The sequence below is a fragment of the Pseudomonas sp. FW306-02-D09B genome (genome assembly GCF_058782685.1).
Genome location: NZ_JBYSXY010000005.1, coordinates 72275 through 85234 on the forward strand (window position 1 = coordinate 72275; position 12960 = coordinate 85234).

A 12960-nucleotide genomic window follows, 5' to 3' on the forward strand; every position below is an offset into this window, starting at 1 on the left:
CATCGCGAACTCGCGTGTGAAATGCCCGACTCTGTCAGCGGGCGATAGGGAGATCAAATTCAGTGGAAGTACCTTCGCTGCTCGCCGCCGTTTCCGAGACTTCGCCTTGCGGTGAAGATCTGGAATATGACCAGGCATTTTTGCGCCTGGAACGCGACTCCCGCGGCCAGCCCGAGCGCAGCATGGGCGATTCGATATTGCCTGCCGAACCCCCTGAATGGAGCAGCATCCAGCAGCAAAGCCTGGAGTTGTTGCAACGCAGTAAAGACCTGCGTATCACCCATTTCCTTTTGCAAAGCTCCCTTGCCCTCGAAGGCGTCACGGGCCTGGCCCGCGTCCTGACGCTGATCGGCGAATTACTCAAGCAATACTGGGCCGACCTGCATCCGCGACTGGATGCCGATGACGACAACGATCCTACCGTGCGCATCAATGCCCTTGCCGGTCTGACGTCGGACACCACCATCCGCCTGCTGCGCGAAAGCATCCTGGCCCGCTCGCGTACCTTTGGCCCTGTCAGCCTGCGCGCCGCCGCCAATGCCAGCGGCCTGCAAAGCTTCCCTGACGAAAGCCTCGGCTCCGAGCAGCTCGCCGGGGCGTTCCTCGGCAGCGATCCCGAGCAACTGGAAATCACCCGCGCGGCCTTGCACGAGGCCCGCAATGCCGCCGAGACCATTGAGCAACAGGTTAGCGAATACGTCGGTTCCGCCCAGGGCGTTGACCTTGGCCCGCTGAAACAGCCGATCAAAATGGCCCTGCAGATCCTCAGTCAGTTCGCCCCCCAGAGCGGCGACGGCCCCCTGCCCGATGCCATTAGCGACGACAGCGCCGCGCCAGTTGAATACGCCACCGCACCGAGCGCACCGCGCAGTACCGGCACTGGCGAAATCAACAACCGCGACGACGTGCTGCGCAGCCTGGACCGGATTCTTGCGTACTACACGCGTCAAGAGCCTTCCAGCCCGCTGCCGGTGCTGCTGAACCGGGCAAAGAATCTGGTGCACGCCGACTTTGCGGCCATCGTGCGCAATTTGATTCCCGACGGCATGAGCCAATTTGAAAACCTGCGCGGACCAGACAGCGAATAAAAGCGAAAGGATCACGCAGTCACGTCACCGGTACCACCGATGACGCCAACACCGTCGCTTGAGCGACCAGGAGCAGCAACGTGGCGAAGCAAAGTTCTCAGAAATTCATCGCGCGCAACCGCGCGCCTCGAGTGCAGATCGAGTACGACGTCGAGCTCTACGGCGCCGAAAAAAAGGTCCAGTTGCCCTTCGTAATGGGCGTTATGGCTGACCTTGCCGGCAAGCCGGCCGAGCCCCTGGCCCCTGTTGCCGATCGCAAGTTCCTTGAAGTGGACGTCGACAACTTCGACTCGCGCCTCAAGGCCATGCAGCCACGCGTCGCGTTCCACGTGCCCAACGAGCTGACCGGCGAAGGCAACCTGAGCCTGGACATCACCTTTGAAAGCATGGACGACTTCAGCCCCGCCGCCGTGGCGCGCAAGGTCGACTCGCTGAACAAGCTACTCGAAGCGCGCACCCAACTGGCCAACCTGCTGACCTACATGGACGGCAAGACTGGCGCCGAAGAAATCATCATGAAGGCCATCAAGGACCCGGCGCTGCTCCAGGCACTTGCCAGTGCGCCGAAGCCAGCCGAGCCTCAGGCTTAATCAGGACGAATGATCATGACCGATTCAGTACGTGCAGACGCTCAGACACTGGGCACCACCGAAGAAGCCAGCGAGTTCGCCTCCCTGCTGCTGCAAGAATTCAAACCCAAGACCGACCGCGCTCGCGAAGCCGTCGAGACCGCCGTGCGCACCCTGGCCGAACAGGCCCTGGCGCAGACCGACCTGGTGTCCAACGACGCGATCAAGTCTATCGAGTCGATCATTGCCGCCATCGACGCCAAGCTCACCGCCCAGGTGAATCAGGTCATCCATCACCCGGACTTCCAACAGCTGGAAAGCGCCTGGCGTGGCCTGCACTACCTGGTCAACAACACCGAGAGCGACGAGCAGCTCAAGATCCGCGTGCTCAACATCTCCAAGACCGACCTGCACAAGACCCTGAAGAAATTCAAGGGCACTGCGTGGGACCAGAGCCCGATCTTCAAGAAGATGTACGAGGAAGAATACGGCCAGTTCGGTGGCGAACCTTACGGTTGCCTCGTGGGCGATTACTACTTCGACCAGTCGCCGCCGGATGTCGAGTTGCTGGGCGAATTGTCGAAAGTCTGCGCCGCCATGCACTCGCCGTTCATCGCAGCCGCCTCGCCGACCGTGATGGGCATGGGCTCGTGGCAAGAACTGTCAAACCCGCGCGACCTGACCAAGATCTTCACCACCCCGGAATACGCCGGCTGGCGCTCGCTGCGTGAATCGGAAGACTCGCGCTATATCGGCCTGACCATGCCGCGCTTCCTGGCGCGCCTGCCCTACGGCGCCAAGACCGACCCGGTGGAAGCCTTCGCCTTCGAAGAAAACACCGACGGCGCCGACAGCTCCAAGTACACCTGGGCCAACGCCGCTTACGCGATGGCGGTGAACATCAATCGCTCGTTCAAACACTTCGGCTGGTGCTCGCGCATTCGTGGCGTGGAATCTGGCGGCGAAGTGGAAAACCTGCCGGCCCACACCTTCCCGACCGATGACGGCGGCGTAGACATGAAGTGCCCGACCGAAATCGCCATTTCGGACCGCCGTGAAGCGGAACTGGCGAAGAACGGTTTCATGCCGCTGCTGCACAAGAAAAACACCGACTTCGCCGCGTTCATCGGCGCCCAGTCGTTGCAGAAACCGGCTGAATACGACGACCCGGATGCCACCGCCAACGCCAACCTGGCCGCGCGCCTGCCCTACCTGTTTGCCACCTGCCGTTTCGCCCATTACTTGAAGTGCATCGTGCGCGACAAGATTGGCTCCTTCAAAGAGAAGGACGAAATGCAGCGTTGGTTGCAGGACTGGATCCTCAACTACGTCGACGGTGACCCAGCGCACTCCACCGAAACCACCAAGGCCCAGCACCCATTGGCTGCGGCCGAAGTGATCGTCGAGGACGTGGAAGGCAACCCGGGGTACTACACCTCCAAGTTCTTCCTGCGTCCGCACTATCAGCTCGAAGGTCTGACCGTGTCGCTGCGCCTGGTATCCAAACTGCCTTCGGCCAAGGGTGCGTAACACCGCCCTTGATGTGTTCGTTCCCACGCTCTGCGTGGGAATGCCGCCCAGGACGCAGAGCTTCACCCGATGCGTTACCACGCAGAGCGTGGGAACGATCAGCAAAAACACAATGTGGTAGAGACCACACAGGGAGAAAACATGGCTGTTGATATTTTCATCAAGATCGGCGACATCAAGGGCGAGTCCATGGACAAGGCCCACAAGGACGAAATCGACGTCTTGAACTGGAGCTGGGGCATGTCCCAGTCCGGCAATATGCACACGGGTGGTGGCGGCGGTGCGGGCAAGGTGAATGTCCAGGACCTGTCGCTGACCAAGTATGTCGACAAGGCCTCGCCGAACCTGATGATGCACTGCGCCGCCGGCAAGCACATCGACAAGGTCAAACTGACCGTGCGCAAGGCCGGTGGCGAAAGCCAGGTCGAGTACATGATCATCAACCTGGAAGAAGTGCTGATCACTTCCCTGAGCACCGGCGGCTCGGGTAGCGATGATCGCCTGACCGAAAACGTCACCCTGAACTTCGCCAAAGTGCTGGTGGACTACCAACCGCAGAAAGCCGACGGCACCAAAGACGGCGGCCCGATCAAGTTTGGCTGGAACATCCGTCAGAACGTCAAGGCGTAATCGAAGATGCCCCCGTCGTTATGCGTCGGGGGCAGTTTGGTGCTTGCTCGAATCCAATCCTGTCCCATCCGGTGTCTGAGTCATGGCCAAGCCTTCGTTTATTAATTTGTGGAAAGCGTATTCCGATCTCCTGGTTACGTACCCTGACGCAAAGCCCTGTGATGGCCCTTGGGAAAACCAGTGTGCTATCCGCATGAGCGCGACACTCAATGCAGAGCTGACCATCAAGGTCAACAAATCCACCTATACCGAACCCAAGTGTGCACATGAGCACGCCCGGGGTGCCGAGTCGCTGGCGAACTGGTTGTGGAAGCATCATCTGGGGCGGCCAACCATTCTTGGCAACAGCGCCGAGGAGCGTCGCACGTTGATGGGCAAAACCGGGCTTATCTTCTTCAAGGACTGTTTCCAGCAGTCAGGGGAGTCTGCGGACAATCGTACTGGCGATCATATTGATCTATGGAATCGGGGCCTGACCCAAACCGGTGACCTCTTTTACAGATCCAGAGCTGTCTGGTTCTGGGAGCTCGCATAATGAAAAATCACCGGCTCACCATGTGCCTGGCGATGAATCTGATCAGCCTGAGCGCATGCGCCGAACATGCCCAAATGCCAACAACCCAGGCCGTCTTTGTTGGGCAGCAACTCAGACTGATTGACGACCAGGGTCAATGCACACTGGTCAAACCCGACCAGAGTCGCATGAAACTGGACATGGAATGGCCTTGCAGCTTCAGCCTGAATAAACAGCAGCAACTGCGCGTAGAGACGTTCAATAACATCCCGATATTTTCGGTCTGGCGCAGCGAGCACATGCCTGCGCCCAGCCGCGACTGCCTCAGCAAAATGCAGGCTGTCCGCCAGATCCCGGGGGGGCTGGAGGCGGGAGCGGTCAACACGTTTGCGTCCTGCGGCACAGGAGGGGACCAAAAAATGTATGTAGCGCCATTTACGTGGTAACCGAAATCGCCACCCGCGATCGCCTGCAACCGTCCCTGCTGGATCGGTTGACCGACGACGACCCGAGCAATCTCAAGGAAAGCGCCGACAAGCGCGTGCTGTCCCTGAGCCAACTGAAAGCCTCGGTGCTGCGTGATCTGGCGTGGCTGCTCAACACCACTTCATTGCTCGGCGCCGATGCGACGTTGCACACCCCGGCCGGTACTTCGGTGATCAATTTCGGGTTGCCAGCCCTGGCCGGCAACAGTGCGTCGAACGTCGATATCGCGGCGCTTGAAGCGCTTATCCACCAGGCCATCGCCACGTTCGAGCCGCGGATTCTGCGCCATACCCTGCGCGTGCGGGCCCGGGCGTCCGCCGAAATGAACCACAACGCCCTGAGTTTCGAGATTGAAGGCGATCTCTGGGCGCAGCCGGTGCCGCTGCGCCTGATGCTGCAAACCGACCTGGACCTGGAATCCGGCCATGTGCGGGTGGTCAACGCCGACCAGCGGAGACGCTCATGAACCCGCGCCTGCTGGAACTGTACAACCAGGAGTTGCTCCACGTGCGCGAAAGCGCGGCGGAGTTCGCCCAGGAATACCCGAAAATCGCCAGTCGGCTAACGTTGTCCGGTATGGACTGCGCCGACCCGTATGTTGAGCGCTTGCTGGAAGGGTTCGCCTACCTGACGGCGCGAGTACAGCTCAAGCTCGATGCCGAATACCCGACTTTCACCCACAATTTGCTGGAAATCGCTTACCCCCATTACCTGGCGCCGACACCGTCGATGACCGTCGTGCAACTGCAGGCCGACCCCGATGAAGGCTCGCTGAGCAGCGGCTTCCCGCTGCCCCGCGACACGGTCCTGCGTGCCGCCCTGGGTCGCGAAACCCAAACCTGCTGCGAGTACCGCACCGCCCACGCGGTGACGTTGTGGCCGCTGCAGGTCAGCCGGGCCGAGTACTTCGGCAACCCGTCCGCCGTGCTCGGGCGCCTGGCCGCCAGTGAACCCAAGGCCAAGGCCGGCCTGCGCCTGACCCTGCGTACCGGGGCCGAACTGCCATTCAGCAGCCTGACCCTGGACAACCTGCCGCTGTACCTCAGCGGCGCCGACGAGCAGCCCTTTCGCCTCTATGAACAGCTGCTGGGCAACGCCTGCGCCGTCTTCGCACGTCAGCCCGGCGGCGATTGGGTAGAACGCCTGCCGCAGGATGCACTGCGCTCCGTGGGATTCGACGATACCGACGCCGCGCTGCCAGTGGTCTCGCGAGCCTTCCAGGGCTATCGCCTGTTGCAGGAATACTTCGCCCTGCCCCACCGCTTTCTGTTTGTCGACTTCACCCAGTTGAACCGTGCGGTCAAACGCTGCGACGGCCAGGAACTGGAATTGATCGTGCTGTTCGACCGTCACGATCCGAGCCTGGAAGGCAGTGTCAGTGCCGCGCAGTTCCTGCCGTTCTGCACCCCGGCAATCAACTTGTTTCCCAAGCGCCTGGATCGCATCCACTTGTCGGAACGGGTCCATGAACACCATGTGATCGCCGACCGCACCCGGCCGATGGATTTCGAGATTCATTCCCTGACCACCCTCACCGGCCATGGGACCGGGTCAGAACAGCCTTTTTTGCCGTTCTATACGGTACGTGATCCGTCTCGTTACGGCCGCGATCAGGCCTGGTATACGGTGCGGCGCGAACCACGTGTGCTGTCCAGCGGCCAGCGGCGCAACGGCCCGCGCTCGACCTACATCGGCAGCGAAACCTTCGTCAGCCTGGTGGACAGCCAGCAGGCACCCTATCGCCACGACCTGCGCCAACTGGGCGTAACGGCGTTATGCACCAACCGCGACCTGCCGCTGTTCATGAGTGTGGGCAATGGCAAGACCGACTTCACCCTGGCAGACAGCGCACCTGTAGCGGCGGTGCGGTGCGTGGCAGGCCCGAGCCGCCCACGCGCCAGCCATGCCCATGACGCCAAGGCCTGGCGGTTGATCAGCCAGCTTTCGCTGAACTACCTGTCCCTCAGCGAGCAAGGCCAGGGCGCCGCCGCCCTGCGCGAACTGCTGCGCCTGTACGGCGACAGCAACGATACGGCGCTGCAATTGCAGATCGAAGGCCTGCGCGAAGTCAGCAGCAAGGCCTGCACCCGACGCTTGCCAATGCCGGGTCCGATCGTGTTTGGCCGTGGCCTGGAGATCACCCTGGAATTCGATGAAAACGCGTTTCGCGGCACCGGGGTTTTCTTGCTCGGCGCAGTGTTCGAACGCTTCCTGGCACGCTACGTGTCGATCAACAGTTTTACCGAGACGGTGATCCGTACCACCGAACGCGGCGAGATCATGCGATGGAAAGCCAAGCCCGGACGCCGTCCGACCCTGTGAGTACCCTGGAGGCGATGCACCAGGAGCCCTGGGAATATGACTTCTTCCAGGCATTGCGGCGCATCGAGTGCGAATCGCCTGAGCTGCCGCGCCTGGGCCATTCGTTGCGCCTGGCCGATGATCCGCTGCGCCTTGGGCAACAAGCCGATTGCACCTTCGCCCCGGCGACCCTGGCCTCGGTACAGCCGGGTATCGACGGCGCGCCGGCGCGGCTGGAGCAGTTCTTTTTCGGCCTCGGCGGCCCCAACGGCCCGTTGCCGCTGCACATCACTGAGTATGTGCGCGAACGCCAGCGCAACAACGCCGACAGCACCAGCAAACGCTTCCTGGATGTGTTCCACCATCGCCTGCTGAGCCTGTTTTATCGGGCCTGGGCCGAAGCGCGGCCGACGGTCAGCCATGATCGCCCGGACGATGACTATTGGTCGGCACGCCTGGCGGCACTGAGCGGCCGGGGTATGCCGAGCCTGCTCAAACAAGGGCTGATCCCCGACACCGCGAAGCTGCATTACAGCGGTCATCTGTCGGCACAAACCCGCTACCCGGACGGCCTGAAGGCCATTATCAGCGAATACTTCGGCCTGCCGGTAGAGATCGAGGAGTACGTCGGCCAATGGCTGGAGCTGCCGGAACGCAGCCGCGTGGGCGTCAGCGCCCATCAATTGGGCATGGATTTTTGCCTGGGTCGTTACGTCTGGGATCGCCAGCACAAATTCCGCATTCGCCTGGGGCCGCTCAAGCTCGATGACTACATGGGCATGCTGCCCGGCAGCCAACCTTTCAATGAGCTGGTGGCCTGGGTGGCCGAATACCTGGGCCATGAACTGGACTGGGACTTGAACCTGATCCTGGAACAGCCCGAAGTACCGGCACTGCAACTCAATGGCCGCTTCCGTCTGGGGTTCAATACCTGGCTGGGCCGGCCCGAAACAGATGCCAAGGATTTAATACTGGCCCGGCATTACGCCGAGCAAGCCAACACCTCACAGACCTCAAGGAGCCATGAGCATGGGTGAAATCAGTCGCGCCGCGTTGTTCGGCAAGTTAAACAGCGTGGCCTACAAAGCCATCGAAGCCGCCACCGTGTTTTGCAAGTTGCGTGGCAACCCTTATGTGGAACTGGCCCACTGGTTTCATCAGTTGCTGCAATTGCAGGACTCGGACCTGCACCGCATTATCCGCCAGTTCAATATCGAACCGGCACGCCTGGCCCGAGATCTGACCGAAGCCCTGGACCGTTTGCCACGGGGCTCGACATCAATCACCGACTTGTCCTCCCATGTGGAAGAAGCCGTGGAACGTGGCTGGGTCTACGGCAGCCTGATGTTCGGCGAAAGCCAGGTGCGTACCGGTTACCTGGTGCTGGGCATCCTCAAGACCCCGAGCCTGCGCCACGGGCTGCTCGGGCTATCGGCAGAGTTTGACAAGATCAAGGTCGAGGCCCTGAGCGAGCGGTTCGACGAATACGTCGGCGACTCGCCGGAAAATGCGCTCAGCGCCAGCGATGGTTTCAACGCAGGCAGCGTGCCCGGTGAAGCCAGCGGCGCCATGGCCCCCAGCGCCATGGGCAAGCAGGAAGCACTCAAGCGTTTTACCGTCGACCTCACCGAGCAGGCCCGCAGCGGCAAGCTTGACCCGATTGTCGGCCGTGACGAAGAGATCCGCCAGTTGGTGGACATCCTCATGCGTCGTCGGCAGAACAACCCGATTCTGACCGGTGAAGCCGGTGTCGGTAAAACCGCGGTGGTCGAAGGCTTTGCTCTGCGCATCGTCGCCGGTGATGTGCCGCCGGCGCTCAAAGACGTGGAACTGCGCAGCCTCGATGTCGGCCTGTTGCAGGCCGGCGCGAGCATGAAAGGTGAATTCGAACAGCGCCTGCGCCAGGTCATCGAAGACGTCCAGGCGTCGCCGAAACCGATCATCCTGTTTATCGACGAAGCCCACACGCTGGTAGGTGCCGGTGGCGCCGCCGGTACCGGGGATGCGGCCAACCTGCTGAAACCGGCTCTGGCCCGAGGCACGTTGCGCACCGTGGCCGCCACGACGTGGGCCGAGTACAAGAAGCACATTGAAAAAGACCCGGCCCTGACCCGTCGTTTCCAGGTGGTGCAAGTGGCCGAGCCGTCGGAAGACAAGGCATTGCTGATGATGCGCGGCGTGGCCTCGACGATGGAAAAACACCATCAGGTGCAGATCCTCGACGAAGCCCTGGAAGCGTCGGTCAAGCTGTCTCACCGCTACATCCCGGCGCGCCAGTTGCCGGACAAATCCGTGAGCCTGCTGGACACCGCCTGCGCCCGGGTCGCCATCAGCCTGCATGCCGTGCCGGCCGAAGTGGACGACAGCCGTCGCCGCATCGAGGCGCTGGAAACCGAGCTGCAGATCATCGCCCGCGAGCACGCCATCGGCATCGTCATCGGCGCCCGCCAGAGCAACAGCGAAAACCTGCTGGCCGCCGAGCGCGAACGCCTCGCCGAACTGGAAAGTCGCTGGGCCGAAGAGAAAACCCTGGTAGACGAATTGCTCGCCACCCGCGCCACCCTGCGCGAGCGCGTCGGTGTGGTGGACAGCGAGGATGGCAGCGAGACCAGCCACGCCTTGCGCGAAAAACTGGTGGACCTGCAACAGCGTCTCAGCGCCCTGCAAGGCGAAACCCCGTTGATCCTGCCGACTGTGGATTACCAGGCCGTGGCCTCGGTGGTCGCCGACTGGACCGGCATTCCGGTGGGCCGCATGGCCCGTAACGAACTGGAAACCGTGCTCAACCTCGACCAGCACTTGAAGAAACGCATCATCGGCCAGGACCACGCCTTGCAGATGATCGCCAAGCGCATCCAGACCTCCCGCGCCGGCCTCGACAACCCGAGCAAACCGATCGGCGTGTTCATGCTCGCCGGCACCTCCGGCGTGGGCAAGACCGAAACCGCCCTGGCCCTGGCGGAAGCCATGTACGGCGGCGAGCAGAACGTCATCACCATCAACATGAGCGAATTCCAGGAAGCCCACACGGTGTCCACGCTCAAGGGCGCGCCACCGGGCTACATCGGCTATGGCGAAGGCGGCGTACTGACCGAAGCCGTGCGGCGCAAACCCTACAGCGTGGTGCTGCTGGACGAGGTGGAAAAAGCCCACCCGGACGTGCATGAGATTTTCTTCCAGGTCTTCGACAAAGGCGTGATGGAGGACGGCGAAGGTCGTGTGATCGACTTCAAGAACACTTTGATTCTGCTGACCACCAACGCTGGCACCGAGCTGATTGCCCGAGTCTGCAAAGACCCGCAAAACGTGCCCGAGCCCGAAGAAATCGCCAAGGCCCTGCGCCAGCCGCTGCTGGAGATTTTCCCGCCGGCCTTGCTGGGCCGCCTGGTGACCATTCCGTACTACCCGCTCAGCGACGAGATGCTCAAGGCCATTACCCGCCTGCAACTCAACCGCATCAAGAAGCGCGTGGAGAACACCCACAAAGTGGCGTTCGATTACGACGATGAGGTGATCAACCTGATCGTCTCCCGTTGCACCGAAACCGAAAGTGGTGGGCGGATGATCGACACCATCCTGACCAACAGCCTGCTACCGGACATGAGCCGCGAGTTCCTCACCCGCATGCTCGAAGGCAAGGCGCTGGCAGGGGTGCGAATCAGCGCCAGGGACAACGAATTGCACTACGACTTCAGCGACGCCGCCTGACCTGACCGAAACACGGTCAATGTGGGAGCGGGCTTGCTCGCGAATGCAATCTGTCAGCGACATTGATATTGGCTGACACACCGCCTTCGCGAGCAAGCCCGCTCCCACACTGGACCCGGTTCCGACAGGGATATGCAGCTCGGCTCTATAACGTTTACGGGATTACTGATGCTATTCGAGCAACTCTCACGCCTGGCAAAAATCACCAGTCCCCTGGGGCCGGAGATGCTGTTGCTCAAAGACATGGGCGGCGGCGAAGAGCTGGGGCGGCTGTTCAACTATGAGTTGCAGCTGCACTCGCTGGACAATGCCATCGACCTCAACCAGTTGCTCGGCAAACCCATGTCCCTGAGCCTGCAACTGGACGGCAGTGGCGAACGTCATTTCCATGGCATCGTTGCCCGCTGCAGCCAGAACGTCGACCAGGGCCAGTTTGCCAGCTACCAGGTCACGCTACGGCCTTGGCTTTGGCTGCTGACCCGCACCTCCGATTGCCGGATTTTCCAGAACCTGAGCATCCCGCAGATCATCAAGCAGGTGTTTCGCGACCTCGGCTTTTCCGATTTCGAAGACGCCCTGAGCCGGCCCTATCGCGAGTGGGAATACTGCGTGCAGTATCGCGAAACCAGTTTCGATTTCGTCAGCCGCCTGATGGAGCAGGAAGGGATCTACTACTTCTTCCGCCATGAACAGGGTCGTCATGTGTTGGTGTTGGCCGATGCCTACGGCGCTCACACCTGTGCGCCCGGCTACGCCTCGGTGCCCTACTACCCCAGGAATGAGCAGCAGCGCGAACGCGATCACATCCACGATTGGCACCTGGCCCAGGAAGTCCAGCCGGGTTCGCTGGAACTCAACGACTATGATTTCCAGCGCCCCAGCGCGCGTATCGACGTGCGCTCGGCCATGCCCCGTCCGCACACCGCCGGCGATTATCCGCTGTACGACTACCCCGGCACTTATGTGCAAAGCGAAGACGGCGAACATTACGCCCGCACCCGCATCGAAGCCTTGCAGACCCTGCACGAACAGGTCGAGCTGGCCGGCAACGCCCGAGGCCTGGGCTCGGGTCATTTGTTCAGCCTCACCGGCTTCAGCCGCCAGGACCAGAACCGCGAATACCTGATCGTCGGCACCCGCTATTACATTTCCCAGGAAAGCGGGGAAACCGGTGGTGGCGCGCCTTCGGCACAGTTCGAAAGCAGCCTGACCTGCATCGACGCCCAACAAAGCTACCGCCCGCTGCCCAACACCCACCGCCCGATCGTCAAAGGCCCGCAGACCGCGTTGGTGGTGGGCCCCAAAGGCGAGGAAATCTGGACCGATCAGTTTGGTCGGGTGAAGGTGCATTTCTATTGGGACCGGCATGATCAGTCCAACGAAAACAGCTCGTGCTGGATTCGCGTGTCACAGTCATGGGCCGGTAAAAACTGGGGCTCGATGCAGATCCCGCGGATCGGCCAGGAAGTCATCGTCAGCTTCCTCGAAGGCGACCCGGACCGGCCGATCATCACCGGCCGCGTCTACAACGCCGAACAGACCGTGCCCTACGACCTACCGGAAAACGCCACCCAGAGCGGCATGAAAAGCCGTTCGAGCAAGGGCGGCACGCCGGCGAATTTCAACGAAATCCGCATGGAAGACAAAAAAGGCGCCGAGCAGTTGTACATCCATGCCGAGCGCAATCAGGACATCGTGGTCGAGGTCGATGAAAGCCACTCGGTGGGCCACGATCGCAACAAGAGCATCGGGCATAACGAGACGGTGCGTATTGGTGAAGACCGCCTCCGGGCGGTACAGCGCAACGATGCCTTGTATGTCGGAGGAACCAAGAGCGACAGCGTCAGCACCCAATACCTCATGGAGGCGGGATCGCAAATTCGACTGGTCTGTGGCAAAAGCGTGTTGGAGTTCAATGCCAGTGGCGAGATCAACATCTCGGGCACGGCGTTCAATATCTACGCCAGTGGCGATGGCAATATCGACACCGGCGGCCGTTTGGACCTCAACTCCGGAGGCGCAAGCGAAGTGGACCCCAAAGGTAAAGGCATCAAGGGTGTGATTGATGCGGCGGTGAAAGCATTATTCCCGGCAAAAGCCAAACACTGAGTTCACGCAAGGAATAACGCCGGCC

General features: G+C 61.3%; 11 protein-coding genes. All 11 read left to right on the forward strand.

Going from position 1 to position 12960, the window contains the following annotated elements; translation table 11 throughout:
* Positions 1-62: 62 nt before the first annotated feature.
* A complete protein-coding gene (gene tssA / locus AC3WK5_RS10575) occupies positions 63-1088 on the forward strand; it encodes a type VI secretion system protein TssA (protein ID WP_054594706.1) in 1026 nt (341 codons plus the stop codon).
* A gap of 80 nt (positions 1089-1168) precedes the next feature.
* Positions 1169-1678, forward strand: a complete 510-nt coding sequence (gene tssB / locus AC3WK5_RS10580; RefSeq protein WP_007894500.1) for a type VI secretion system contractile sheath small subunit — start codon at positions 1169-1171, stop codon at positions 1676-1678.
* Positions 1679-1693: 15 nt separating this feature from the next.
* Positions 1694-3187, forward strand: coding sequence for a type VI secretion system contractile sheath large subunit (gene tssC / locus AC3WK5_RS10585; RefSeq protein WP_054598202.1), 1494 nt, complete (start codon positions 1694-1696; stop codon positions 3185-3187).
* 141 nt (positions 3188-3328) lie between these two features.
* On the forward strand, positions 3329-3817 hold the full coding sequence (locus AC3WK5_RS10590; protein WP_054594707.1) for an Hcp family type VI secretion system effector: 489 nt from the start codon (positions 3329-3331) through the stop codon (positions 3815-3817).
* A gap of 82 nt (positions 3818-3899) precedes the next feature.
* On the forward strand, positions 3900-4352 hold the full coding sequence (locus tag AC3WK5_RS10595; protein WP_103314773.1) for a type VI secretion system amidase effector protein Tae4: 453 nt from the start codon (positions 3900-3902) through the stop codon (positions 4350-4352).
* 32 nt (positions 4353-4384) lie between these two features.
* Entirely contained in the window at positions 4385-4777 is a 393-nt protein-coding gene (locus tag AC3WK5_RS10600) for a hypothetical protein (RefSeq protein WP_256588199.1), read from the forward strand.
* Entirely contained in the window at positions 4771-5283 is a 513-nt protein-coding gene (gene tssE / locus AC3WK5_RS10605) for a type VI secretion system baseplate subunit TssE (RefSeq protein WP_054594710.1), read from the forward strand. Before AC3WK5_RS10600 ends, tssE begins: the two co-directional genes overlap by 7 nt.
* A complete protein-coding gene (gene tssF, locus AC3WK5_RS10610) occupies positions 5280-7139 on the forward strand; it encodes a type VI secretion system baseplate subunit TssF (protein WP_103314775.1) in 1860 nt (619 codons plus the stop codon). Before tssE ends, tssF begins: the two co-directional genes overlap by 4 nt.
* Entirely contained in the window at positions 7103-8155 is a 1053-nt protein-coding gene (tssG, locus tag AC3WK5_RS10615) for a type VI secretion system baseplate subunit TssG (protein ID WP_054594712.1), read from the forward strand. The genes tssF and tssG overlap by 37 nt, the downstream gene beginning before the upstream one ends.
* Entirely contained in the window at positions 8148-10826 is a 2679-nt protein-coding gene (gene tssH, locus AC3WK5_RS10620; protein ID WP_054594713.1) for a type VI secretion system ATPase TssH, read from the forward strand. Before tssG ends, tssH begins: the two co-directional genes overlap by 8 nt.
* A gap of 168 nt (positions 10827-10994) precedes the next feature.
* Positions 10995-12935, forward strand: a complete 1941-nt coding sequence (locus AC3WK5_RS10625) for a type VI secretion system Vgr family protein (RefSeq protein WP_492574149.1) — start codon at positions 10995-10997, stop codon at positions 12933-12935.
* Positions 12936-12960: the final 25 nt, after the last annotated feature.